We start from the raw sequence: 24,417 nt of genomic DNA, 5'->3' as shown, positions 1-24,417 counted from the left end.
AAAATAAGGATTGTCCTCCGCTGGCCCGGTTGTCCGCCCGTCGCCTGCTCGGTTGCGGCTGTTTCTTTGCTGCCCCGCAAACTGGCGTGCACCTGACAAATGGGTTTGCTCCTGTGTTCCTCGCAGAGAGTCGGCCCTTTCCCTGTTCCCTGTTCCCAGTTCCTTTTCCCTTTTTCCCTTCCCGATCTGTTTGTGAAAGCCCTCGTCCTTATTCGCCACGAAGCCCGCGTCCTCCTTGCGCTCACCGGGCCGCTGGTCCTGGCTCAGCTGTCCCAGACGGCCATGGGCTTTGTCGACACGGTCATGGCCGGGCGGGTCAGTGCGGTCGATCTGGCCGCAGTGGCCGTGGGCTCCTCGATTTTTTTCCCGGTCTACCTGTTTCTGATCGGCCTGCTCAACGCCGTAACCCCGTTGGTGGCCCAGGCGCACGGTCGGGACGACAGCCAGGCGTTGCGGCGCTCCATCCGCCAGGGCATGGTCGTCGGGCTGACGGCCGGCCTGCTGCTGATGCCGAGCCTCTGGTTGATGCAGCCCTGCATGGTCTGGATGGGGGTGAGTCCCGAGGTGATCCCGATCACCAGCCGCTATCTGTTCGCCATCTCCTGGGGGCTGCCGCTGGGCGGCGTCTTTTTTGCCCTCAAGGGCGGCGGAGACGGCCTGGGCAAACCCCGCCTGTCGATGTTTGCCGGTTTTCTCGGGCTAGTGGTCAACATCATTGCCAACTATCTGTTGATTTACGGCAAACTCGGCCTGCCGGCCATGGGCGGGGTGGGCTGCGGTTGGGCGACCTCGCTTTCAATCCTGGTTATGCTCGGCTTTATGGCCCTGTTGCTGGCCAAAAGCCGGATTGCCGGCACGGGTCGGCTCTTTGCGTTCACGTCCGCAGGGACGTCGGCGTCGGGAGCAAGCCTGGCCTCTTTTCTCCGCTTGGGGGCGCCGCTGGGAGCAACCCTGTTCATCGAATGCTCGATCTTCACGGTCATCGCCCTGTTCATCGCCAAACTGGGGGCTCAGGTGGTGGCCGCGCACCAGATCGCCCTCAACTTCACCTCCATGCTCTACATGCTGCCCTACAGTCTGGCCACCGCCCTGACCGTTCGCGTCGGTTTCACCATCGGCAGAAAACGCGTTCGACGATTGCGCCGCACTGTCCGCACCGGATTAGGGCTGGCCCTGGGCGGGGCGGTGCTGACCTGTTTGCTGATTCTGGGTTTTTCGCATGATATTGCGGCCCTGTACACGGCGGACCCGGTGGTCCAGCAGCTGGCCGTCTCCCTGCTGGTGTTCGCGGCGATTTTCCAGCTGCCAGACGCCATGCAGGTTAATTGCGGCGGCATTCTGCGCGGCTGCAAGGACACCCGCGTGCCCTTGTTGTTGATGCTGCTGGCCTACTGGGGGATTGGACTGCCGATGGGCTATGGACTGGGATTGGCGCGCCTGGGGGGCATGGAACCCGGCCCCCAGGGCTTCTGGATAGGATTGATCTGCGCATTGACGGCCGCCGCCGCCCTGCTGGGCTGTCGGGTGCGGATCATGCTGCGCAGATTGGAACGTCAGGCGGGACAGCCGGTCACAACAGGCCGTCCATCACCGCCAGGCACATGTCCGCCTTGTTGAGGGTGTAAAGATGGACGCCGGGAGCGCCGCCGTCGAGCAGCCCCTTGACCTGCTCGCGGGCGTAGGCCACGCCAATCTCATACACCGCGCTGGCCCCGCCCTGCTCGTGGGCTTTCATCAGGGCGTTGATCAGCTGCCCCGGCACCCGGGCGTTGCACAGCTGGAGGGTAAAACGCAGCGAGGCCAGGCTGCGGATGGGCAGAATGCCAGGAACCACCGGCACAGTGACCCCCTGGGCCCGCAACCGTTCGACGTAGTCAAAATAGATCCGGTTGTCGAAATACAGCTGGGTGATGACGAAATCCGCCCCGCATTCCACCTTGCGCCGCATGACTGCCAGATCGGCGGCAAAGGAAGGCGCCTCGCCGTGGGCTTCGGGGAAACCGGCCACGCCGATGGCCAGTTGCGGATGATGCTCGCGGATAAACGCCACCAGATCCGAGGCGTGGGGGAAGACGCCAAACAGCTCCGCATCCGTGCCGGCAAAACCGGCGGGACGGTCGCCGCGCAGGGCCAGGACGTTTTCAATGCCCATCGCCTTGATCGCGCTTAAAAATCCGTTGACCTTGTCCCGGTCGGCGGTGACCCCGGTGAGGTGGGGCATGATCTCATAGCCGCAGGTGGCGATCAGCCGCTCGCAGATCTCCAGGGTGTTGCTTTGGGTGGAGCCGCCGGCGCCGTAGGTCACCGAGGCAAACAGCGGCCGCAGCTGCTTCAGCTCGCTCGCCGTTTCAAGAAATCCCGGCCACTCCTCCTGCTTTTTCGGCGGGAAAAATTCCAGGGAAACAAACGGACTGCGCTCTTGGATTAATTGAGGAATCTGCATCGCTGTACTCCTTGGGTATGATCGTGGCGGGAGGCGGTTGCAACGAGCCTGACCGTCACGTTGGAATCGTTGGTGACGAGGTAAGAGGGCGGGACGACTTCTCGCCCTCGATTCTATTATAAAAACGTCGAAAAAAGGCATTGAGGCGACAGGTGCCCTGCAGGCGTCAAAACGACTGCAGGCTAAACGCCTGGGCAAACAACGCCGATACGAACATCAGGAAAGTTTCTCGTTTGCCACGGAGGGTGAACCATGACGCCGAAACAAGCCATCCATATCCTGATGCTCAGTCCCTGCTACTGGATGATCAATCTGGCGGCCCGCAAACAACTGGTGCGCGACTATTGCGCATTCTTTGCCGCATGGCCCTGCCCGATCCCCCTGAAAAAACCGCTGGTCACCTGATGGCGGTTGCCCCGCCCAGGAGCCGTTGCCTCTCTCAACGTCGCCTGGTTTTCTTGCCGCTCCATATCGGGTCCTGACCAAATCGGGCCTGCCACCAGTCCTCGGGGTCGTAGACGTCGAGTTCTTCGCTGCCGGCATCGTCTCGTTTGAGGGGATAACGGTACTCGTTGCAGTACTGGCTCAACAACTCGTAGGCGGCGGTGATCCGGTACATCTGCTCGTTGTCGCCAGCAGCTTCGGCCGTATCCGGATGATGGAGCTTGCTCAAACGATGGTAGGCCCGCTTGATCTCGGCCAAGGTGGCGCGATCACCGAGGCCCAGCACCTCTCTTGCCTGCTCAATGGCCTGCCACTGTTTGGCGTTCACCCCTCTGCCTCTGCCGCAGTCTCAGCCTTTTTCTTCCAGGATTTTTCTGTGCCGCGCACTAAGCGGCCAATGTTTTGATAATGCTTGCCCCAGATCATCACAACAATGAACGCGGCCAGCCCCAGTTTCCAGATCGGCGCTTGGAGCAGCGTCAGCCAAAGCAGGATCGAGGCCGAACCGAGCAATGAACCCAGGGAGACAAAGCCGGACAGGTACACCGCCGCCACAAAGACCAGCACGCAGCCCAACACCGCCAGCGGAGCCAGATACAAAAATGCGCCCAGGGCGGTGGCCACTCCTTTCCCGCCCTTGAACCGCAGGTAGACCGGAAACATGTGGCCCAGAACCGAGGCTGCGCCGCAGAGGGCGATGATCAGATCGCGCTGGGGATCGTCTTGCACCAGCAGGGCGGCGAGAAACATCGGCGCAAAGCCCTTAAGGACATCGAAGGCCAGGGTCAGGGCGCCAATCTTCTTGCCCAGCAGGCGGGCCACATTGGTGGCTCCGATGTTCTTGCTGCCTTGGGTGCGGATGTCGATGCCGCTGCCGCGGGACAGCAGCAGGCCAAAGGGGACGGCGCCGAGAAGATAGGCGGCGAAAATAGAGAAAATTGCAGTGCTGTTCATAGGGGTTTCGTTGAGGGTTAGAAATCGGCAGGCGCGGTCAGGCCTTGTTGCGCCGGAAGATCATATCCAGTTCGCTGGCTGCGGCATAGGCGTTGATCTCGTCCTGCAGCAACTGGACATAGGGACAGTCCGCCACCGCCAGCAGGGCCTGACGCAGGCGCAAAGTCGGTTGCCTCTGCCCCTCGATGGGTTCCACCACATACGGGAAGATCTGCGGCCGTCGGCAGACCTCGGGCCGGTCGGGGTAAACCCGACAGCGGCCCGACGCTTCCAGACTGGGGCACTGGCTTGCCCGGGGCAGCATCAGGCTCCAGCCCGCCTGCCAGCGGATCAGCGCCGGATCGGGTCGGTTGAAAAAATCCCGGCCGCCAAGCTGCAGGGGCGGCTCGTGGTCGATGGACTGCGACCTGGACGTTTCGGTGTCGATTCGCTCCAGCGCAAAGAGGTCGGTCTCGACCGGCTGCAACGGAATCTCAAAATATTCCTGGGCCATGTCCGCGTCCGGACCAACGCAGCAGAGGGTGCAGTTGCACGGCGCACAGAGCAGGCTGTTGATCCGTTCCAGCTCGCGGCTGAGGACGCTCTGCGCCACCAGGGCAACGGTCGCGGTCATGGCGTCCACCGGGTTGCCCTCAAGGTCCACCACCAGTTCCTGCGGCGGCCGGCCGGCCTTGAGTTCCGCCAGGGGCTGGAGCAGGTCGACGTAGGGCGCCAGCAGCGCCGTCGCATCCGGGTAGAGGGCTGAGCCGGTTTCAATGTCTGCGGGCAGCTGGCTGATCACCTCGTCTACAGCGGCAAAATCGCCGGTCAGGTATAAAAACTGAACAATGGACACCAGGGGCAGAACCGGTTCCCGCAGCAATCCGATTCCGGCTGCAAACGCTTCTTTCTCGATCATTTCGCTCCCGTAAAAAGTTAAGCCCGCACCCTACACAAAAAAAAACTGAAAAACAAGCCGCCACCACGCCCAACCCAGCGCACGCAGGCGCAGACGTCTTTACTTTACCACCCAAACTGATTACATACGCTGGAGTCTTCCCGCATAAAAACGGCGCTCGGCGCCACGAACACGACACGATTATGGCTATCAGAACGATCATCACCTACCCGCATCCGGTGCTCCGGCAAAAGGCGGAAACAATAACCGTCTTTGACCAGGAATTGAAAACCCTGATCGAGGATATGGCCGACACCATGTACAAGGCCCCCGGCGTCGGCCTGGCGGCAAACCAGATCGGCATCGCCCGTCAGCTGGTGGTGATTGACCGCTCCACGGTGGAAAACGAGCGAAAATTCCTCACCTTGATCAATCCGGAAATCACCGGCGGCGAAGGCAGCATCGTCGACGAGGAAGGCTGTTTGAGCGTGATCGAGTGCTACGCCAAGGTCAAGCGCTTCCGCAAGATCCACGTCATCGCCCAGGATGCGGACGGCAATCCCCTGGAATTCGACGCCGAGGACCGTTTTGCCCGCATCATCCAGCACGAGGTTGACCATCTTCTGGGCACCCTGTTCATCGACCGGCTTAGCTCGCTCAAACGTGCGCTGTATAAGAAAAAGCTGAAAAAACTCCTCCAGGGGGAGGAATGAGCGCGCCGTTGCGGATCGTCTTCATGGGCACGCCGGATTTTGCCGTGCCCTCGCTCCAGGCGCTGCTCGACGGCCCGGATCAGGTGGTTGCCGTGGTCTGTCAACCCGACCGCCAGCGCGGCCGGGGCAAGGTGCTGAGCCCGCCGCCGGTCAAGGTGCTGGCCGAGCGGCACGGCCTGCCGACGCTGCAGCCGCAATCGGTGCGCAAGGAACCGTTTTTTGAACAGATGCGGGCGCTGGCGCCGGACATCCTGGTGGTGGTGGCCTACGGCAAGATCCTGCCCGCCGCCCTGCTGCAGCTGCCGCGCCTGGGGGCGATCAACGTCCATGGCTCGCTCCTGCCCAAATACCGGGGCGCGGCCCCAATCCAGTGGGCGGTGATCAACGGCGAGACCGAGACCGGCGTCACCATCATGCAGCTGGACGAGGGCATGGACACCGGCGACATCCTCCTGAGCGCGCCGGTGGCCATTGGCCCGCAGGAAACGGCGGGCGAACTGTTTGACCGCTTGTCGCTGCTGGGCGGCGAGACCCTGATCGCAGCCGTCGAACAGCTCAAACAGGGCCGACTCGCGCCGCAGGCCCAGGATCACGCCCTGGCCAGCGCCGCTCCGATGCTGAGCAAGGAAATGGGCCATCTCGACTGGAGCCTGCCGGCTGCGCGTCTCCACAGCCTGATTCGCGGCCTTGATCCCTGGCCCTCGGCCTACGGGTTTATCGACGGCAAGCGGCACCGATTTTTCAATCCCGAGATCGTTCGCCTTACCTCCCCCCAACCGGCCGGAACCATCTGTCGCGCCGACAACCAGGGGCTCCTGATTGCCGCCGGCGAGGATTGTCTGCTTATTCGGGAAATCCAACCCGAGGGCAAAAAACGAATGGACGTGGCCGCCTGTCTTCGCGGCGCCGCCATTGCCCCAGGCGCCCTGATCAGCTGATGAACACCGCCTATCTCGACTGTTTTTCCGGGGTCAGCGGCGACATGCTGCTCGGCGCCCTGATGGACGCCGGCGTGCCCGAAGCCCATCTGCGCCAAGTGCTGGCCGCCCTGCCGCTGCACGACTTTACCCTGACCGCAGAGCGCATTGTGACGCAGGGTTTTGCCGCCACGCGGGCAACGGTGGAATGCGGCGGCGACGGCGACGGACATGAGCATCATCATGGCTCCCCGCCGGACCATGCCCATCACCAACACTGCGGTCTGGCCGAGATCCGCGACCTGCTTCACAAAGCCGAGCTCCCCGCGCAGATCCGGGACAAATCGCTCGCGGTCTTCACCCGTCTGGCCGAGGCTGAAGCGGCGGTCCACGGCACAACCCTCGAGCAGATCCATTTCCACGAAGTCGGCGCAGTGGACGCCATTGTCGACATTGTCGGCACGGTGGCCGGGTTTGCCTATCTCAACATTGACCGCCTGATCTGCTCGCCCCTGCCCATGGGCCGCGGCTGGATTCAATGCGCCCACGGTGAGATTCCTCTGCCCGGCCCTGCGGTCTGCCGTTTGCTCGAAAAGGCGCCGGTCTACGGCGAGAACATCGACCAGGAACTGGTTACCCCCACCGGCGCGGCCCTAGTGTGCGAACTGGCCCAGGACTTCGGCCCGATGCCGCCGATGCGGCTGTCGTGCACCGGCTATGGGGCTGGTTCGATGGAACGCCGCGACGGACGCCCCAATCTCCTCCGGTTGCTCATCGGTCAAAGTGCCGAAGTTGCCGAGGCCCAACAGGTGGAGGTGATCGAAACCCATCTCGACGACTGGAACCCCGAGCTCTGGCCCTATGTGAGCGAGCGGCTGATGAGCGCCGGCGCCCTCGACGTCTGCCTGATTCCGATGCAGATGAAAAAAGGGCGGCCTGGATTTTTGCTGCGGGTGATCGTCGAACCGGCCGTCAGCGCCGCCGTCGCCACGGTCCTTTTCAGCGAAACCAGCGCCATCGGCCTGCGAACGCGACGGGAGCAGCGCCTTACCCTGCCTCGAGAGGCGGTGATGGTCGCCACGCCCTGGGGCGATCTGGCGGCAAAGAAAATCAGCACCCCCAATGGCACAGTCATCACCCCAGAATACGAGGCCTGCCGGAAGGTTGCGGAAGCGCATCAGGTTCCGCTCCAGGAGGTGTACGCCGCCGTCCGCAGCCACACGCCTGCAACCCGCCCCTAGAAACGCCATGGATCGCCTGCTGATGTTCATCGCCACCGGGGCCCACAGCGGCTATCTGCCCAAGGCGCCCGGCACCTGGGGCTCCGCAGTGGGCGTGCTCGTCTGGCTGCTGCTCAGCCGCCTGGAGATGGGGCCCTATTTTTCCATCCTGGCCGCCCTGTTCGTCATCGGCGTGTTCAGCGCCGGCGCGGCGGAGAAAATTGTCGACCAGGGCGATCCGGGCATTGTGGTCATTGATGAAATCGTCGGCCAACTGATCACCCTCAGTCTGGCCCCCGCCCATCCGGCCGCCGCCTTGGCCGGATTTTGCTTGTTTCGTTTTTTTGACATCCTCAAGCCCTTCCCGGCCAACTGGATCGACAACCATTTGCACGGCGGCCTGGGCATCATGCTCGACGACGTTGTTGCCGGGTTGTATGCCCTGATCGTGCTGCAACTGGGACTGTGGCTGTTCAGATTGCTGTAATGCTGTAATGCTGTAAGCTTGTAACAACGGAAAGGTACACGAAGTCCAATCAGGGCGCCCAGGAGTTCCATATGGCCGGCATCATCGACATTCACACCCACGCCTTTCCCGACCCCATCGCCAAGATTGCCATCCCGGCACTGGAGCGCGAGGGCAACATCAAGGCGTACCTCAACGGCACGGTGGCGGGCCTACTTCAGTCCATGGACCGCAGCGGCGTCGAGCAGTCGGTGCTCTGTTCAATAGCCACCCGCCCGGAACAGTTCACCCCCATCCTGGAATGGTGCAAAGCCGTCCGTTCAGAGCGCATCATCCCCTTTCCCTCGCTCCACCCTGAAGATCCCGACCTGCTTGAGCATGTGCAACTCATCCATGACGCGGGCTTCAAAGGGGTGAAGATGCACTCCTATTATCAGTTAGAAAAAATCATACGCAATTCTTGATTATTTTCAACGTCTTACGCCATTTTCCTCTGCCTCGCCCCACGCTCACCCAGCCATCACCCAACTGCTCGCCGCACCTTTCCCTCCGTTTTTCCAGAATAAATTCTTTGCCCAAATCGGCTTCTAAATTTTCACCCACCATCCACCCAACCCAGCTGATACCGACTGCCGATTGGGTGGATGAAGGTATGGTGTCAACGGTTATCTTTCTGCCCCCAGTTCGTCCCGGTGGCGGTGGCTGCTGCATCCACGGCGGCCAACAGGGTATCTTGACTGAGATGCGCATACCGCTCAGTCATTCTCAGAGTGCTATGGCCGAGCACCTTGCTCACAAGAAAGAGCGACTGGCCGGAGTTGACCATATTAGAAGCCATACTGTGGCGCAGGTCGTGTATCCTGACATCTGGCAGACCGGCTGCGTTTCTCACATTATCCCAAGGTCGTTGTATCTGCACAAAGGGCGCTAGAGTTTTTGGATTGGGTATGACATACGGGCAACCTTCCCACCGTGGCAAGTTCTTGAGCATGTCGACGGCGGCTAGAGGCAAAGGCACGTGGCGAGCCTTACCTGATTTTGACATCGGAATTCGCCAACTACGGCGTTCCAGATCAAACTCATTCCATCGGCTATCAAGCAGTTCTCTTTTCCGGCAACCAAGCAACAGGAGCAAAGAGACAATATATTTGAGCTGCTTATTCCTGCTTTTTTCCAGTTCGGCAAGCAATCGCTGCGTCTCCTCAACTGTCAGATACCGTTCTCTGATTATCTCCACATAGAGCTTGACGCCGATAGCCGGATTGGCTTTGACTCCTGGAACAGACCACTTTTTAATCGCCAAATTAAACATATACTTCAGCAGGATCACAGCTTTGTTTGCCATCCCCGACGCATATCCTTTGGCCTTCATCGATTGCTGAAGTTCGATGATCGCTTCCTGGCCAATCTCGTCCATACAAAGAGAGCCAAACTTTGGCAGGACATGATTGCGCAAATAAGATTCATCTTTAAGCCAACTGCGTTTGTAGCTTGTAATGTAAGGGATAAATTTTTCGGCAGTGAACTCTGCCAGCGTCGGAACTGCCCGCTTTACCTTGCGGTCCGCTGAAGGGTTATCGCCGAGAACGACCTTTGACCGTAGAACCTTGGCTGTGTTCTTGGCCTTGTCAAAGGTGATATCCTTGGCGTCACCAATTTTGTGCTGGATCTGGCGACCATGATCGTCCTTATACCGCAGCGCGAAGGTCTTACCACCGCTGGCTCTGACCTCCAGGATGAAGCCGGTGATATTTGTGTCATAGAAGTTTTCCTTGGTCTTGCCCTCTGGGCAGACAACATTGCGGGTAAATTCCGCTGATAATGTAACGACAGGCATAATTAGCCTCCTTATGTGTAGTAGTGCTGCGAATAATAACGGCAGCGGTTTATTTTGCGGATGCCGCCAACCCGTCCTCTCCGTGGCAATTTTGCGCATTTTATTGCACATCAGTTTGAAATTTCGTGCTTTTCAAACGCCAACTCCGGGGCTTCGACGGGCGGGGCACAGGGTGAGGCGGGGGCGCTCCAGTCGTGTCCCAGCTGCACCGGAGGGCAATTTTTGGGGGTCGGCATGGGGCGAGGATGGTCGGGGCGACCGCGTGCAGAGCGGGCCAACTGGGGGCCAGGTGCATACGTCGCCCACAAACCGATGCGGGGCAACAGTCAGCAACTAGTGGACAAAGTGGATTTTTTCACACCCCCCTCCACGTCCAACTAAAAGTCGCCTCCCCCTGCCCCTTTATGTTTTTTTTCGAGCAACCCCATTGCTCAAATCATCCACTTGATCCACTCCTACTGCAAGACCACCGGGGGCAATGAACCGGATTTGGCGCATTACCCCCAATTGGTTAATCAACGGAGGTAACAGCAGGGGTCTCTCTCATTCTCAAGCCTCGAAAGACTTCATAACCATCTTCACCACCACGCCGAACACCCAGTTTAATATTGTAGGCGAGCAATTCCAAAACTCTACCTTTCGAGAAAGGCCGCCGTCCATTTTCGCCGCACCAGATTTTATACACTTCATAAAACTTAGAGCGGCGCATACTGTATTCGCCGGCTAGTTCGCAATCTTCATGGATGAACTCTTCCAAAGAATTGGTGGTCCGTCGCCACTTGGCCAGGAGTTGGTCATGGACAATTGATGGCGAAAATTTACCGTTCGCCATGAGTCGTCTGGCTCCTTCCAAAGCCCAATGAGCTATCCCCGGAAGCTCGTGCTGTATCATGCGATCAGCAAGGCCTGGATCGATCGGCAATCCAGTACAAAGTCGACTATTAGGGAAATCGACAAGCAGCCACCGCGTATAAAAGGCTTCGCTGTGGTCATTCGTAGTGATGAGATGGTTCGACATAAACAAATGAGCGGCTTCATTCTTGAAGGTAAAGGGCCGGCCAGAGGGATGACGCCCCGTGAGGAGATCGCCACCGGTTACGGTTTTAAATGGAGCGGCAGGAATGGGCTTGGAATCGGACAATTCGCCGACGGTATTGAGTCGGGAGCCCGCCAACGATGCAAGGTAGTATTCTCCGTCCCATTTGTGCGGCGATACAGCTGATGTGAAAGAAGGCGGAACCAACCGCGTTAATATTCGCTCCAACGTCCCCTTACCGGCGCGGCCAAACGGGTCATAAAATAGCACGGCCTTCTGATGCCTGGCCATGAGCCCGAGCATGATGGCCCCGGCGATCTCCTGTAACAACGCCAGTTGATGCTCCTCCTCTCCCGATACGTCGGATTTGAATGTCTCATGCATAAATGCATCAAACATCGGCGTATCTCGCTGCTGGGGTGTTACATCGATCAGCACCCGCTGCCGATGCGAGGGCGAAAGCTGTTCAAGGATTATCTCATTTTCTTTAATTTGATAAAAACCATCGGGACAGGCCAAGCCAACCGGTGCGTTTGCGAAGAATGTAGCATCGGTGGCAAGCTTGAGCGCATGATCGGCGATTCCTCTATAATCGGAACTCCTTTCGCAATTATCTTTGCCGTCATGGTCTTCGGCGACACGTCGTGCCAGTGCTTCAAGGGAATATGGAACCCATCTGCCCGTGGCGGAATCCACCACATAGAGGCTGCCCTGGTATCCCACGGGCCGCCATCCACCAACGGTCAGACTGTTGAGCACATTGGTTGCGTAGGCATGATGTGTCTGGGCAAGATTATCCTTGGTGGCAGTTTCCTTAATGGCCTTATCAAGGTTGACAACCGATATATCCTTATTGGCCTTTTTCAAATTAGAACGAATCCGGGCAAACCCTGCCGAATCATGCTTTTTAATGACAGCCAGCGCTTTAATTGCCTCGGGTTCGAATGGAGCACCGCAGTCATTATTCGCCCTTTCTATGACACGCTTTACGACTCCACGAGCGGCAACCAGTTCGAATTTGTCCTGTTCCTTGTCACCCAGCCAGTGTGTGATTCCTGTGCCGGAGTCGTAAATAAATGGCTTGCCATCCTGCCCGACACTAATAAAGGCAGCAAAACTGGATGAATCCCTGAACGGTGTTTGGCAGCGTAGCTTTCCATGCCCTTTCTCGATGTATTCCCGGACCGTTATTACCTCGTGATCTTCGGTCTCGATCTCGGCATCCAGGGTCAAATCATTGGCAGTGATTCGCAGTCCGTTGCCACCGCTCGTCACCTCCATCACGACGCCCACCTTGCGGGTTATCTCACGAATCTTTTCAGGCTCCGGGAGAACAACCTTGGAGGTATCGAGAACATTGATTTTGCCCTTATGGATGGGACACTGCAAGGGCCTGACGGTCAGACCCTCACTGACCACAGGCTGTCCGGAGAAGGTTAGCCGTCCAGGTGTCAGGACGCTGGGGTCAAGGATAGTGGTAAGGTTGTGGCCAACTACTTTGCCCGGTTCAGTACGACTATAGCGCGGCTTCGACCACGTCATATCCGCTTGGGCGGCAGCGATGAGTATGGCTGTTCGGAAGCGTTCAATGTCAGAGGGGTCAAGCACCTTGAACCAAAAATGACCACTGCCAGCACTGACCGGAACACCATCACGGAGCACCCTGGCGGAAGTCGAGCCGACATGGAGATAAGATACGTCGGCCATACCTGGCACGAACACCGCTATCTTGGCCAGCCATTCTTCGGTTGAGAGGTTGGCAAAAGCTTCTGGGGTATGGTTATCGATGTCGCGGTCGAAGTATTGCCAAGAAGAGGGAAGGACGTTTTCCTTGAACCGGCCGACGGCTTTATAGGTTTTGCCTTCATACGTGATTTCATGGATGCCCTTCTGTTTCTCGCGATTGTTTGTTGGAATGCCGGTATGTTTTTCAATTTCCTTGGCGGACAGAATGACAAACTCTTCACCAGCCGGAATATCGGGGAAATAGGAATTGATAATTGCCGCATTGGGATTATCACCGACATCTTGCAACAATTTGGCGAGGTCTTCGAGGGTTTCGACGCGATGTTGAACTGCAACACCGGAAGAAACATTAACTTTAGCTTCCTTGCTGATCGCACCGTCGGGATTTATCGCAAATCCCTTCCCGAGGGTATTATGCGGGTCGCGTACAACGGTGATGATGCCTGGAGATGGGACAGCTGATGATTTTGATGTGCTGGCTCCTGGAGTAGGTTCACTAACTTGTGGCTGATCAAGATTGATATCCATAAATTATCTCTTCATAATAATTTTTTTCCTTATCGTTAGACTTCGTTAATTTGAAGCCAAAGACACGCTGCACTGTATCCCCGACTCGGCTCCGGAAACACTCCGGAACTCTTGCCCTTTGGCTGTGACGCCCTCGTATTGATCATCCAATACCGGCGCGCTTGCTGAGTTACCATTTACATATCACATGTCATTTTCCTCAATATCACCTCAATAATATTTAATTACACATTTTTTATTTTAGAAAAGCACATTATAGCACTTGATGCAATAGTATTAATTCAAAAAAAATCGCTGAAATATTCGAAATATATCAAAATTTCCTAGCAAGACATACAAACATTATATAAATAATATTCGCTGTTCAAATCATGTAAATATTACAATAAATAAATATCAATATTTATGGACCTTAAAACTTAATATCACAAATACCTTTATGGACGTGCCATAACCATTGGAAGATAATTTATCCTTAGTTATGGCACTCTGGTAAGCTGCAACGGCTTGTTGCTTACGGCAGAACCACAGCGGGCCCGTCTCCAAGTCGCCAGTTAAGGAGTGCCAAATTTCACCGCCAACTCGACTGCACCGCCACCAAGAGCACGCGCACTTTTTTGTGCCCCCCCTAGCCCCACCAGAAAAATCCACTTTTACCACTTGGCAGCTCACGGCATTTTCGCCCTCAAGCAATTCCGAAGCGATAAAAGTGGACAATTGAGCCTCACTACGCTGCCCCGGTGAAAATCACGTCGAGGCGCACTTTTTTTGAGCCAGCCCAAGGGCGCTCGAAAAACCCACTTTTACCACTCCCGCCGTCTAGCCTCCGACGACCGGACCGTTTCCGCTGCGTCAGTCGATAGCCTTCAGGATGCCCTCTGCCTCCGGATGCTCAAACAGGTACGCCCTTAGGCAGTGATACTGCGCGGCACATGCTTCAACGAGGCCGGGGACACCAGTAAACGACACTTCACTATACGCGTACAAGCAGGCGACAATGCCAAACGCATCTCCCGACAGACCACCCTGGTAGCCGTTCATGCAGATCACGCGGAACTGGCTGCCATCAGGGGCCATATAGAAGCCGCCATTCTCAAGCCGGTACATGTGCCAGTAACCGCCACGGTAATCCCCGGACAAACGGTCTGCGGTGACATAGATAGTCGGTTCCACGCGACATGAAAAATAGACACCAAACAAATCGGCAGGGATATTGATGCGATCGTCGTCATGCAACAATTCTCTATTCATGAGTTTTCCTCCCTTTCTTCCGTAATGATATTGGATTAGGTTCCTCCTGTGTTTCCGGCATAACCTCGGCTTCCATCAACGCCTGCATGGCCACCTTGAATTGAGCCGGATTGCACCGCTTGTATGTACGGCTTTTCACCTCCAAAGGCTGGATCAAGCCCAAGTCTTTCAATACCGCCATCATGAAGCCGGCACTGTTGATCGATTTCCCCTGATAGTGCTTATGGATGGACCGAGCGGAGATGGACTCATCCTTGGTCAGCTCGAACAGATCAAGCCTGATCCACTCATCAGAGAACATGCCCCCAGAACTGTTTCCCTGAAGGCTGAGAAAAACCTCCTCGCCCTTGCATCCTATCTGGTAGGTCAGGGTTGAACGGCTGGACAGGGACGGACATGATGCAACTTTCAAAACACGGATATCTTCACTCATAATTTTTCTCCTCATAATTGTCTGGCCGCCTTCACGGCAAAGCAAATAGCCAGGGGTATTGCCACATAGGGGATGCAAACCACCATCAACGAAAAGACGACGATGAAAGTCGCAACTCGGGCCACCAATTTTGCTTTCTGATTCCTGGTCATAGATTCCGGGCTTCCAGCCACAGTTCGATGCCCTCCTCAATGTGGTCACGGATGTCCAGACTGTGCTCGATGACGGCCACCACCTCCGCCTTGACTAAGGCCAGATCGTCTTCTGACAGGTTATTTACCTCCTCCTTGCCTATACGACGTTCAAGGGCTCGGATAATGTCGTGCACGGTGATGCTGTGGATGACTTCATTGGGGTCGATCTTCATGTTGCGTCTCCTTAAATAAGAAAAGCCCCTCGGGTCGCAATGACCGAAGGGGCTAGAATGGGGATGGCTGAAACGATTTCAGCCTATTTCATATAAGATGGCAGGAGTTGCGCGATGCCACACCGTGGTTATTTATCTGATATCATGGGCAATAAGTGCCATTACCGGATTGATTTCTTGTCTGCGATACGGTAGACAACCAAGATTCAACACAAATCAGGGGAGATCTGCATGAGTTGTTCCCACCTCACCTTTCTCTTCTACCACGGCAATGTCAATAGTCACAAATTGCATCGCTCTAGTTGCCCACAGTTAATTTGTCCTAACTGCTCGCAAGTATTCAAAACGAGGGAGAGGCTGCTGCCAAGGGATATGAGCCTTACAGGATTTGCAAGCCATAGTTTTACCATTAACCAGCTGCTACTAGATAATCTTAAGGAGGGAAATGACATGAAAGAAAACAAAGTGAAAATTATGATAACCTTTATTTTCTTGTCTTTAGCGGCTCTTATCAACGGGTGCGCCACGATGAATGACGTGGTACGTGTCAAGGAAGCCGGGACGGAAGGTACGACAGAAGTTTATCCGGTTACCATGGATCAGGCATGGGAAATATCGAAATCAGTTTTCCGTTGGGAAGGTTCGGATGCAATCGAAGAACATAAGGTCGAAAGGTACATGTTAACCAGTAGTGGGATGAACATGGTTTCGTGGGGAGCAGTTATGGGGGCGTGGTTTGAGCCTATTGATAAAAACAATACTAAAGTCACTGTTGTTACCAAGCGCAGGATAACCGTAAACGTTGCAACAACTCTGACAGAAAGTACATATCACAAAAGGTTTGCCCAGGCGGTAGATATCATAAAAGCAGGCCAGCCCCTCCCCCGAAATACACCTAATTAAGACTTAGCATTCCCGCTGAGGATACAAAAATTCGACCAAACCTGACCGAGACAGCTTTTAATATCAAATATATATCAAACAGGAAGCTTCGAAAGGCACCGCTGTCTCGTAAATTTTTCCACAGTGAAATTTGTTGAGAAACAGTAGCATGAACTAATGGCGGTTTAAATAATTCGATCAAATCTTTTCTGGTGAAGAGGTTAAGTTGCAAGAGACGAAGCATCTGTTGCATGGAACTGTCCAATTTGGCTTTGAATTTCAAATAGACCAACATGAAATAAACGCAGAGGTCGATCCAAACATGGGTTAGCACCGCGTTGCTTGTGGTGCCGAGGAAGGTCGGATCCTCGTCATTTGAAATTGCTGCAACGATATGACTTTACTCTGGAGACTGTAATAGGAGTGCATGATTAAGCGTCTCGTCAAACTCGTAATCCTAATACTTGCTGTCATTTCTGGCGGTATAATCTGGCAACAGGCGCAACTGTGCATTCTCGCCTTAAACCAGATCGATCCAATACCAGAAACCCGCGTAATGGTTGCAAAGGAACATTATGCAGAGGCTGCCGATTATCTTGGTTTTTTCATGGGCTACGATTATGTCAGCCAAAATCCCGACGCACAGTTACTGTACCGAAACATCTCAAATAAGCGCGAGAACTGGCGCTATCAAGCTAGCAAATTTGCCGAAGGGTTGATTCAAGGCACTAGCGATGAAGCAACAGGGAAGGTGACGGGAGTTATCACCGATTTTCTGGTCATTGGCGATCTACGTGATCTGGCCAAACAGGGCGTAAAGCACATCAAGGGAGAGGATACTGACGAAGTTCTGGTTGCCTTAGCCTCTTTGGGGGTGATCGCAACGGGCGCGCAGGTCGCGAGCGGTGCGGGGACTGTTGCAACAGGCGGAATGGCTGCACCGACTGTGGCCGGAACAACTGCAGCTAAAGGTAGCCTTACCGCGCTAAAGATCGCCCGGAAACTCGGGAAGTTGCCGCCGTGGTTGGGCGAAGCTATCATTAAAGCGGTCAAGATGACAAAGGAAACCAAAAATTTAGGCACAATCTCTGGTGTTCTCGGTGATGTCGGCACACTTGCCAAGACACGTGGCGGTTGCAATTTATTAAGCATGACTAAAGATGCCGCATCGCTCAATCGTATGGGCACATTCGCTGCAACTTTCGGCTCGAATAGTGTCACTCTCTATCACATTGGAGGCGACCTAATCGTTAATTCCGCACAAAAATTTGGCAAGACAGGAAAAGATATTGTTCAGCTAGCCGCAACTTTTGGCCAAAACGGGTTGCGCACACTTGATAAAGTCGGGGCTGTTCAATTTAGCAAATACTCCGCCCGAGCTTCAAAAACGATTTACAAAGGTGAAATTTTCCGGCTGGTTGCCAGCTTATTGCTGATGGCACCGATTTGGTTGTTATATGGAATTATAGCTGTTTGTTGCGCGACGTGGCTCCCATGGCATGCACTATTCCCCCTTATTAAACGAATCTACAGCATACAACCCAAACCACCTTCAATCGACAATACGCTTTAAAAATAAACTCCACTAATTTATCCAGACCAAATGCGACGCTTGGCGCCTAGCGCATATATCGCCCAGAGAGAAAGCTAGACGTTAATGCAGAGGTATGTGATCGTGACAACAGCTCATCAGCAGCCATATGCGATAGGATAATTTGTTCCCAAAGAATCTTCCTGGTCAAAAATTATTGGAAATATGTTTACTCGCCCATTCACCAGAGATAATCAGAAAAAAGCTCAAACCTCAGTTGTGCTTACAAACCGATTCTTGGCATGGTGAAGTTATTATGCCTGCTGAGATACGGATTGAGTCAAGCTCCACAATCTACTCTCCATACCGGTGACTCGCTTCTCATGGCCAGGCAAAGTCATATCTGTTGCCGATGGCGATACGATCACCGTTCTGCATGAAGGCCAGCTATTGGTCATCTTCCATTTTTAACCATTATTCAGCACCTGACCCTCCAAGTACCATGGAGGGCTTGCTATCAAAGAAGAATGGCGTTGTGTTTATCCTACAAAGTAGCGCATTAATTGCGAGCTAACAGGAGTATAACCAAAGCATAACTTGCCTGTTTTTCAGAATAATGTTAATTAAACATTATTTTTAAACAGAAAAGTGCCACAGTTGACCATTCCAACAAGTTTCCAGGAGATCATCATATGTTACGTAGGGCATTTTTATTAGTAATTCTTCCATTTTTGTTCCTTGGGACATCTATCAGCAGATCTGAACCAGGTCAGATTGTTGGACTTCTTACGGACAGTAAAGGTGGGTTTGATGGTGCTGGATTTTGGTATAATGGAATAAAACTGGTCGGCATAAGTTTGTCCGACGGCAAATCCGAGAATATCGTAGAATTACCTACCGGGTGGTACAGTTCGACAGCGTATGCTAAAGATCCTTTCTCCGCTCAAATTTATCTTCAAAGGCGGGCGCCAAATGATATTAGCCACAACCAGTTGATCGCTATCAATTTAGAAAGCAATGCACTCTCTCCCCTTGCGTTGGTGTCCCCACCATTTGCTAATTTCGTGGTCGATGGTCATACTGGGGATTTGTGCGGGTTAGTCTATGAGGTGTCAGGACCTGTCAATTTTTTCATCCCCAATAGAGGAGGATATCGTATTTTCGGAAAAACTTTTTCCTGTGTCAACCCAAACACTGGAGAGATAACCTTGTCCTACTCACCGACCGAACTGAACAATGGTGGTATATTTAATCCAACCATTCTTGGGCATAATTTAGAAAAGAGTCGCATCTATCTTCAGCAATTCAAGCCTGACGACACGAACCCTATAATTGAAATTGATTTTGAGAAAATTAGGCAGACTCAAGTTAAAGATCGAAACGGGTTATCACTTACAGTCGTTAACAAAGAAGCAATTCCACCTCTCGCAAGTGTGTCGACGTACGACCCTTATTCACAGACTCTATTTGGGCTTAAATTTGCTTTCTCCACAGGTAGTTTCGTAGTGTTTGGTTCACCACTTGAAATTAATGACAGCGGGGCTTCTTTCTTTAGAAGTTCTTTGGGGTCAAGTGACGTAAGCAACATTTCATCCAAAGCTTATCCCCACGCAGCATTCTTTTTTCCAAAAGACCCCGACAGTGATCTGGCCTATACGCAATATTACAAAGATAACATAATAGCGATATCTTCATTTGACATCAATAAAAAGCAATGGAACGCTCCTATTGCTCAGCTTGAAAAGCCTCTACACTTGCCTGTTCTCGATATCCCGACACTCGACTATGTAGCCTTGGGTGATTCCTATTCTGCTGGGACTGGTGCAGGCAATTATTTTGACCTGCCCTCAAAACATTCAAACGGCAACAATTTGTGCCACCGCTCGGGAAATGCATATTCCATGAGCGATGAAATTGATAAACTATACCCTAGCTTTCGATTGCGAAGATGGTTTTATGCATGTAACGGTGCAGAAACAATAAACATTATACCACAAAACGAACCACTATTGTGGGCAGGCGCTGAGGGTTATACAAATGATGCAGAGCCAGAACAAGCTACCCGAATCGGTTTAAAGCACGCCGATATTGTTTCCCTGACTATTGGTGGGAATGACGGACAATTTGGCCCTGTCGTTAAGGAAATGCTTAAACAAATAAAATATACTGAATCGGCCCTTCCCGAAGAATTGTTCAAAAAACTGGGAATGAATGAAATATATAATAGTGATGGAACTCCTCTTTTTAACGAAGAATTGCGAAAGGCATTTACTGTGGAGAGTGCCATTTCACGGGGTATTGATTTAATCATTGCACCAAAGTTAAGCGCAACATATGAGGTTTTAATTAAGAGCTCAAAGCCAGAAGCAAAGATTTATCACCTTGGCTATCCACATGTTTTTCCAGAAATTTCAACAACAGAAGATGTGCAAGCCATTGAGGACTGTCTAAATGGAATATTCCTCCAACCGTTCATAAACGGAATAACTCAGGACGAACTCGAAGCCGCAAACAGGCTTACTGATAAACTTAACGACACCATTCGCAATATCAGCGAAGCTTATGGTGCCCATTTTGTCGATGTCGTCGACCAATTCAGAGGACATGAAGCATGTGCAAAAAAAGCTTATATTAACAATATAGATTTGTTCAGCGCTACAAAGAATGCGCCGTTCATATCTCCATATGAATCATTTCACCCCAACATGTATGGGCACGGCGTATATGCGAAAGCACTTTCCAATGCTATTAAGGCTAATAATGCTCAGCCCCCCCAAGCCTCTTTTAACTTAACGGCTTCTACCTTCGTCGATTCACCACAGATCACAGAGACCGAATCCCAAAACGAGACGAATCCCCCCATGGCAACTCTTGGAAAGCTAACCATAGATCTTCCTCAGGATGGGGCGTCAATTTTTTTACCTGGTGATATCGCAACTGTTCACGGACAAGGATTTCTTCCAGGGGCTAAGGTAATCCTTCTGTACCGAGATTCAAGGAACGATGAATACACCGCACTTGAAGAAACCTTTGCAGACACAAACGGTCATCTGGAACACGAGATAATTTTGCCCCCCCTAGCTACAGACAAAAGAGAGGCCTTGCGAGTTATTCAGGCCGGAGGCATGACCAACAGCACAACGGCTTTGGTTCTTTCGGGCGTTGTTTATGTGGCTAACGAACTCATAGATTCAGACGGAGACGATGTCCCTGATTCTCTAGATAATTGCAAAGGGGTGGCTAATACCGATCAAGAAGATTGGGACGGAGACAGCAAAGGCGATAGCTGTGACCCTGTCGCTATTACTGGGGGAGGGTACGCTGTCACTCCAAACACGACATTTAGAACAAATTTTTCTGTAAATCTCAATGGCCCCTCGAACCCAGCTGGATGGGTAAAATTCTACGAATCCAAATCAAGAATGTCCTTTATTGGAACCACCGTTGATAAAATGGATTTTTCCATAGTTGACAACCGGCTCCGAATCACCGTAAGCGGTCAGGGAACGCTTCAAGGCACAGCCGGATATGGTTACAAGGCGTTTATCGAGGATGGATCCCCAGAGGGCGCCGCTGATAGATTCGGTCTGACGATCATTCAACCTGCTTCCCAGGGCAGCGGGATTCACCTCGACACCGGAGCCATGACCTTGTCTGGTGGCAACTTCATCCAAACCAATTAACAAGTGGAACTTTACCTTCAAACACTTCAATTCCAAGGAGCATAACCATGCGATATCTGCCGTTTGTTTTTGTAGGTTTATTTTTTCTATCAACAATTCCCACCGAGGTGTTGGCCGCCTACACTTATAGTTATACAGAAAACTCAGTAACTGGAGGATTTGAATACGATTTGACTCTTTTCGTTTCTTCTGACACAACCGAGAACATTTTCGATGTTACTATTGATTTTGACAACACCCTCCCGTTTAGCGCAAGCACAAACAATGGTTGGGACGTCATCTATGGGCAGGGTTCGGGTCTATTGCCGAGTTTTGCTACCTTTTATGAGCCCATGGGCAGTTCCATCCCATCGGGAGATTCGTTAAATGGGTTTCTCTTAAAGTTCGAACAACGGATTGACCCGACAAACGTATTTTCCATTCTTATCAACTCCAACGAATCAGCAACTCCTGCTTCTCCTGTCCCCGTCCCCGGTGCAGCCCTGCTCCTAGGCTCCGGTCTGATCGGCCTTGCCGGATTGGGCAAAAGAAGGAGAGCAGCAGCAGCCTGATCCACAAACTCGCAACAGCAGTCACGCCAAGGCAGGGTCTCAGGGCTCTGCCTTTCCATTTTTACCTCGCCACTGCCAACCACCCCAACCGAACCCAGTATAGAAAGTACCAGGTTCCTGACCATCCCGGCTTGGTGCACTGGTACCAGCAATTCCAATGCCCTTGTTTTTGATGAAATCTTGGGGTGGGCGAGTCAACATTTCTCCTGTTTATCTTGATTGAAAATCATGCTGCCGAGGGCGATTTATTTTTTGGAGAATAAATGAAAAGAAAGCTGCACATCTCCTCGTTGTTTTTCTTGTGTCGGCAGGTGTCGTCATAGTTTATGCTAATACTTACGGAGGGTTTGGCATATTTTCTGAATGGAGCAATTTTATTGTGAATGCATATATTGCGGCAAGTGCGTTCTATTTTTCTTTTACTTTCGAGAACCTCATCAGAAATCCGTTAAAATCGGAAAGTTGACGATGTCACAGTTCATGAGTCCATATTCCTACTGTTGATGTTGATTGGAAATGATGTTGCTGGTTGTGTGCAATGTGAAAGGAAAAAGCCAAAAGTATGATCTCAAATGTACTACTTTAAATTTGTGAGGAGGCAGTTGAAATGAAGTCTGATTATATTGAATGTTATTCAAATCGCAAGTATGTTCGATCAGTGCATATAATTATCGGATCACTTTACAAAATCGACCAAATAAACCCAGCAGCAAAGAAACTGCGTGGTGAGAAAGTCGTGCTGGTTTCATTGCCATCAGACACAGGGACAGTGAAGTGCCTTCGAGTGGAATCAAAATGGCATGTGAAGAGAAAATCTTACAGTGAGTTTTATCCTTGCGACCTAGTTTTACTACCTGAGCATGCTGATTGGAAAGAAATAGGAATTGAAGAACCAGAGTATGACGATATTCAGTTATAATGTGACAGAATTGGGCGGCAGTTATTTTTTTCTAAAATTGAAATAGTCAAGATATCTCTGAAATATTTTGACTCAGGTTCCTGCTTCTCAAATTGGCAAACCTCTCTGTCCGCGAACATGGGACAAAATGAATTATTTTGTCTGATGACTGACAATGGTATTGCGGATTGATACGGGGTTGCGAATCGCCAAAATGCACGAACATTGGACAAAACAATGAACTATTGAAAATGCACCGTTTAGCCAAGGTTAGATTGAATTCGGTAGGCAAAGGCACTCGACGAGCAGGCGTATTTTGCGTTACCAAAGGTCGAGTAGACCGGTTTCTCCAATGAAAACAAATAACCACTGCAAGCCCTTTGTTGACGCCTCGCCGCACGCAGCTATTACGTGTTCTGCCTTTTGACTTGTTTTCACCGTTGTCCCCGGCCCCTCTCAGAACCGTGCTTGCGCTATTTACGCACACGGCTCCTCACATAGTATTCACAGGAATTACGAACATACTGACCACAATTCGTGGTTTCGGCAGAGGGAATCGCTTCAGCATTTCATTGAATTTTTCCCAATTAAGACAGCTTCTTTTTCCTCTACGGTTCAGCCACTTGAACAGCAGCCTATTCACTGCTTGTTCAAATCGTATAAGCCCACGATAATTGTCGGTTACCCCGTAGTAGTTATAATGACCCCTCAATTTGGCACTGGCTATTTTCCAGAGTTCATTGGTCTTCAGATTCCTGGCCTTCTTCAGCCATTCCTTGAAGATTATTAGCTTGGCGACAAACTTCTTACGGGCAGTAACCCGCTTCATCCGAAACCCCATACCGTTCCGTCTTGTACCGCAATAATGGGTCAGGCCAAGAAAATCAAACGTCTCTGCCCGGCCCCCTCTTTTCTTCGCATTTCGGACGGCAAATTTGCCAAACTCCAACACCTTGGTCTTTGTCGGTTCCACCTCAAGGCTAAATTTTCCCAGACGTTGCCCTAATTCTGTCCGAAACCGCTCAGCGTCTACCTTGTATTGGAAGCAAACAACGAAATCATCGGCATAGCGGATGAGTCGGGCATAGCCAGCGCAACTCTTGCGGTAGATCCTTTCAAACCAGAGATCAAGAGCATAATGCAGATAGATATTCGCCAACAGCGGAGAGATAACACCGCCTTGCGGGGTACCATCGTCGCTAATCGTCACGCTTCCATCCTCTGCTACCCCTGCCTTGAGAACACGCTTCACCATGCGCTGAATCCGTTTGTCAGCAATCCGATGTGCCAGAAACTTTAATAGCCATTCCTGGTTCACATTATCAAAGAAGCCTTTTATATCCGCTTCAACAATATGGTTGACCGGCTGGTACTCTACCGTCGTGCTCAATGCTCTGAGAGCATCATGACAACTTCGGGCAGGCCGGAATCCGTATGAGTCTTCTATGAAATCTTGCTCATATACCGATTCCAGTATGCGGACAAAGCCTGCCTGGACAAGTTTGTCTTCAAAACATGGTACTTCCTATTACGAGAATTACGGGGCTCAATCCCTTCAACCTTTCGGCTTACGGCCTGCCTGCTTGCTATCCTACGCTTAAAACTTTATGTTACCATAAAGCCTCCAAGGACTCGCTACC

General features: G+C 52.5%; 21 protein-coding genes and 2 pseudogenes. 12 read left to right on the top strand and 11 right to left on the bottom strand.

Going from position 1 to position 24,417, the window contains the following annotated elements:
- Window positions 1-192 precede the first annotated feature (192 nt).
- Complete coding sequence (locus tag RCH93_RS13735) at window positions 193-1,617, top strand: MATE family efflux transporter (protein ID WP_306548987.1); 1,425 nt, start codon at window positions 193-195, stop codon at window positions 1,615-1,617.
- Here the strand turns inward: RCH93_RS13735 and RCH93_RS13730 are convergent.
- Entirely contained in the window at window positions 1,571-2,443 is an 873-nt protein-coding gene (locus RCH93_RS13730; protein WP_306548986.1) for a methylenetetrahydrofolate reductase, read from the bottom strand. The two genes, RCH93_RS13735 and RCH93_RS13730, sit on opposite strands and share 47 nt — an antisense overlap.
- 252 nt (window positions 2,444-2,695) lie before the next feature.
- On the opposite strand from RCH93_RS13730, the gene RCH93_RS13725 reads away from it, so the two are divergent.
- On the top strand, window positions 2,696-2,848 hold the full coding sequence (locus tag RCH93_RS13725) for a hypothetical protein (protein ID WP_306548985.1): 153 nt from the start codon (window positions 2,696-2,698) through the stop codon (window positions 2,846-2,848).
- 34 nt (window positions 2,849-2,882) lie between these two features.
- On the opposite strand, the gene RCH93_RS13720 is transcribed toward RCH93_RS13725, so the two are convergent.
- The 3 genes from RCH93_RS13720 to RCH93_RS13710 are packed head-to-tail and all read right to left on the bottom strand — an operon-like array spanning window position 2,883 to window position 4,739.
- Complete coding sequence (locus tag RCH93_RS13720) at window positions 2,883-3,215, bottom strand: DnaJ domain-containing protein (protein WP_306548984.1); 333 nt, start codon at window positions 3,213-3,215, stop codon at window positions 2,883-2,885.
- Complete coding sequence (gene plsY, locus RCH93_RS13715) at window positions 3,212-3,841, bottom strand: glycerol-3-phosphate 1-O-acyltransferase PlsY (protein WP_306548983.1); 630 nt, start codon at window positions 3,839-3,841, stop codon at window positions 3,212-3,214. The genes RCH93_RS13720 and plsY overlap by 4 nt, the downstream gene beginning before the upstream one ends.
- 37 nt (window positions 3,842-3,878) lie before the next feature.
- Complete coding sequence (locus RCH93_RS13710; protein WP_306548982.1) at window positions 3,879-4,739, bottom strand: YkgJ family cysteine cluster protein; 861 nt, start codon at window positions 4,737-4,739, stop codon at window positions 3,879-3,881.
- Window positions 4,740-4,921: 182 nt separating this feature from the next.
- Between RCH93_RS13710 and def the strand changes: the two genes are divergently transcribed.
- The 5 genes from def to RCH93_RS13685 all read left to right on the top strand — a co-directional run bounded on the left by def (window position 4,922) and on the right by RCH93_RS13685 (window position 8,498).
- Window positions 4,922-5,431, top strand: a complete 510-nt coding sequence (gene def / locus RCH93_RS13705; RefSeq protein ID WP_306548981.1) for a peptide deformylase — start codon at window positions 4,922-4,924, stop codon at window positions 5,429-5,431.
- Window positions 5,428-6,369 (top strand): methionyl-tRNA formyltransferase, encoded by a 942-nt coding sequence (gene fmt / locus RCH93_RS13700; protein ID WP_306548980.1) that lies wholly within the window; start codon window positions 5,428-5,430, stop codon window positions 6,367-6,369. The genes def and fmt overlap by 4 nt, the downstream gene beginning before the upstream one ends.
- Window positions 6,369-7,589, top strand: a complete 1,221-nt coding sequence (gene larC / locus RCH93_RS13695; RefSeq protein WP_306548979.1) for a nickel pincer cofactor biosynthesis protein LarC — start codon at window positions 6,369-6,371, stop codon at window positions 7,587-7,589. The genes fmt and larC overlap by 1 nt, the downstream gene beginning before the upstream one ends.
- 7 nt (window positions 7,590-7,596) lie before the next feature.
- Window positions 7,597-8,055, top strand: a complete 459-nt coding sequence (locus RCH93_RS13690; RefSeq protein WP_306548978.1) for a phosphatidylglycerophosphatase A — start codon at window positions 7,597-7,599, stop codon at window positions 8,053-8,055.
- Window positions 8,056-8,126: 71 nt separating this feature from the next.
- Window positions 8,127-8,498 carry a hypothetical protein gene (locus RCH93_RS13685; RefSeq protein WP_306548977.1) on the top strand — a complete coding sequence of 124 codons (372 nt, stop codon included), beginning with the start codon at window positions 8,127-8,129 and terminating at the stop codon, window positions 8,496-8,498.
- Between the two features lie 194 nt (window positions 8,499-8,692).
- Here the strand turns inward: RCH93_RS13685 and RCH93_RS13680 are convergent, their stop codons facing one another.
- The 5 genes from RCH93_RS13680 to RCH93_RS13660 form a co-directional block, all read right to left on the bottom strand.
- Complete coding sequence (locus RCH93_RS13680; protein ID WP_306548976.1) at window positions 8,693-9,871, bottom strand: site-specific integrase; 1,179 nt, start codon at window positions 9,869-9,871, stop codon at window positions 8,693-8,695.
- 511 nt (window positions 9,872-10,382) lie between these two features.
- Entirely contained in the window at window positions 10,383-13,181 is a 2,799-nt protein-coding gene (locus RCH93_RS13675; RefSeq protein ID WP_306548975.1) for a phage/plasmid primase, P4 family, read from the bottom strand.
- Between the two features lie 852 nt (window positions 13,182-14,033).
- Window positions 14,034-14,432: an antirestriction protein gene (locus RCH93_RS13670; RefSeq protein ID WP_306548974.1), complete on the bottom strand. Its 399-nt coding sequence runs from the start codon at window positions 14,430-14,432 to the stop codon at window positions 14,034-14,036.
- Window positions 14,425-14,865 (bottom strand): hypothetical protein, encoded by a 441-nt coding sequence (locus RCH93_RS13665; protein WP_306548973.1) that lies wholly within the window; start codon window positions 14,863-14,865, stop codon window positions 14,425-14,427. The genes RCH93_RS13670 and RCH93_RS13665 overlap by 8 nt, the downstream gene beginning before the upstream one ends.
- A 148-nt stretch (window positions 14,866-15,013) precedes the next feature.
- Window positions 15,014-15,232, bottom strand: coding sequence for a hypothetical protein (locus RCH93_RS13660; RefSeq protein ID WP_306548972.1), 219 nt, complete (start codon window positions 15,230-15,232; stop codon window positions 15,014-15,016).
- A gap of 450 nt (window positions 15,233-15,682) precedes the next feature.
- On the opposite strand from RCH93_RS13660, the gene RCH93_RS13655 reads away from it, so the two are divergent.
- On the top strand, window positions 15,683-16,135 hold the full coding sequence (locus RCH93_RS13655) for a hypothetical protein (RefSeq protein WP_306548971.1): 453 nt from the start codon (window positions 15,683-15,685) through the stop codon (window positions 16,133-16,135).
- 142 nt (window positions 16,136-16,277) lie between these two features.
- Here the strand turns inward: RCH93_RS13655 and RCH93_RS13650 are convergent.
- Window positions 16,278-16,475 (bottom strand): annotated as a pseudogene (locus tag RCH93_RS13650) (IS4 family transposase); the annotation flags it as partial.
- Window positions 16,476-16,541: 66 nt separating this feature from the next.
- Here RCH93_RS13650 and RCH93_RS13645 point away from each other — a divergent pair.
- The 4 genes from RCH93_RS13645 to RCH93_RS13630 all read left to right on the top strand — a co-directional run bounded on the left by RCH93_RS13645 (window position 16,542) and on the right by RCH93_RS13630 (window position 22,798).
- Complete coding sequence (locus RCH93_RS13645) at window positions 16,542-17,687, top strand: hypothetical protein (RefSeq protein ID WP_306548970.1); 1,146 nt, start codon at window positions 16,542-16,544, stop codon at window positions 17,685-17,687.
- A gap of 650 nt (window positions 17,688-18,337) precedes the next feature.
- Window positions 18,338-21,328 (top strand): GDSL-type esterase/lipase family protein, encoded by a 2,991-nt coding sequence (locus RCH93_RS13640; RefSeq protein WP_306548969.1) that lies wholly within the window; start codon window positions 18,338-18,340, stop codon window positions 21,326-21,328.
- A 47-nt stretch (window positions 21,329-21,375) separates the two neighbouring features.
- Window positions 21,376-21,879: a hypothetical protein gene (locus tag RCH93_RS13635; RefSeq protein ID WP_306548968.1), complete on the top strand. Its 504-nt coding sequence runs from the start codon at window positions 21,376-21,378 to the stop codon at window positions 21,877-21,879.
- A 607-nt stretch (window positions 21,880-22,486) separates the two neighbouring features.
- Window positions 22,487-22,798 carry a hypothetical protein gene (locus RCH93_RS13630; RefSeq protein WP_306548967.1) on the top strand — a complete coding sequence of 104 codons (312 nt, stop codon included), beginning with the start codon at window positions 22,487-22,489 and terminating at the stop codon, window positions 22,796-22,798.
- Between the two features lie 472 nt (window positions 22,799-23,270).
- Here the strand turns inward: RCH93_RS13630 and RCH93_RS13625 are convergent.
- Window positions 23,271-24,284 (bottom strand): annotated as a pseudogene (locus tag RCH93_RS13625) (reverse transcriptase domain-containing protein); the annotation flags it as partial.
- Window positions 24,285-24,417: the final 133 nt, after the last annotated feature.

It is taken from the genome of Desulfobulbus sp., assembly GCF_030824455.1.
GTDB lineage: Bacteria > Desulfobacterota > Desulfobulbia > Desulfobulbales > Desulfobulbaceae > Desulfobulbus.
The sequence above is the reverse complement of the archived record's forward strand: the minus strand, read 5'-3'. Positions and strand labels throughout refer to the sequence as shown.

Excerpts from the sequence above, each read along its gene's own strand:
- RCH93_RS13690 (WP_306548978.1), top strand. The coding sequence starts at position 7,597 with ATGGATCGCCTGCTGATGTTCATCGCCACCGGGGCCCACAGCGGCTAT.
- plsY (WP_306548983.1), bottom strand. The coding sequence starts at position 3,841 with ATGAACAGCACTGCAATTTTCTCTATTTTCGCCGCCTATCTTCTCGGC.
- RCH93_RS13685 (WP_306548977.1), top strand. The coding sequence starts at position 8,127 with ATGGCCGGCATCATCGACATTCACACCCACGCCTTTCCCGACCCCATC.
- RCH93_RS13670 (WP_306548974.1), bottom strand. The coding sequence starts at position 14,432 with ATGAATAGAGAATTGTTGCATGACGACGATCGCATCAATATCCCTGCC.
- RCH93_RS13710 (WP_306548982.1), bottom strand. The coding sequence starts at position 4,739 with ATGATCGAGAAAGAAGCGTTTGCAGCCGGAATCGGATTGCTGCGGGAA.
- RCH93_RS13675 (WP_306548975.1), bottom strand. The coding sequence starts at position 13,181 with ATGGATATCAATCTTGATCAGCCACAAGTTAGTGAACCTACTCCAGGA.
- RCH93_RS13645 (WP_306548970.1), top strand. The coding sequence starts at position 16,542 with ATGATTAAGCGTCTCGTCAAACTCGTAATCCTAATACTTGCTGTCATT.
- RCH93_RS13680 (WP_306548976.1), bottom strand. The coding sequence starts at position 9,871 with ATGCCTGTCGTTACATTATCAGCGGAATTTACCCGCAATGTTGTCTGC.
- fmt (WP_306548980.1), top strand. The coding sequence starts at position 5,428 with ATGAGCGCGCCGTTGCGGATCGTCTTCATGGGCACGCCGGATTTTGCC.
- larC (WP_306548979.1), top strand. The coding sequence starts at position 6,369 with ATGAACACCGCCTATCTCGACTGTTTTTCCGGGGTCAGCGGCGACATG.
- RCH93_RS13730 (WP_306548986.1), bottom strand. The coding sequence starts at position 2,443 with ATGCAGATTCCTCAATTAATCCAAGAGCGCAGTCCGTTTGTTTCCCTG.
- RCH93_RS13655 (WP_306548971.1), top strand. The coding sequence starts at position 15,683 with ATGAAAGAAAACAAAGTGAAAATTATGATAACCTTTATTTTCTTGTCT.
- RCH93_RS13665 (WP_306548973.1), bottom strand. The coding sequence starts at position 14,865 with ATGAGTGAAGATATCCGTGTTTTGAAAGTTGCATCATGTCCGTCCCTG.
- RCH93_RS13660 (WP_306548972.1), bottom strand. The coding sequence starts at position 15,232 with ATGAAGATCGACCCCAATGAAGTCATCCACAGCATCACCGTGCACGAC.
- RCH93_RS13630 (WP_306548967.1), top strand. The coding sequence starts at position 22,487 with ATGAAGTCTGATTATATTGAATGTTATTCAAATCGCAAGTATGTTCGA.
- RCH93_RS13640 (WP_306548969.1), top strand. The coding sequence starts at position 18,338 with ATGTTACGTAGGGCATTTTTATTAGTAATTCTTCCATTTTTGTTCCTT.
- RCH93_RS13725 (WP_306548985.1), top strand. The coding sequence starts at position 2,696 with ATGACGCCGAAACAAGCCATCCATATCCTGATGCTCAGTCCCTGCTAC.
- RCH93_RS13635 (WP_306548968.1), top strand. The coding sequence starts at position 21,376 with ATGCGATATCTGCCGTTTGTTTTTGTAGGTTTATTTTTTCTATCAACA.
- def (WP_306548981.1), top strand. The coding sequence starts at position 4,922 with ATGGCTATCAGAACGATCATCACCTACCCGCATCCGGTGCTCCGGCAA.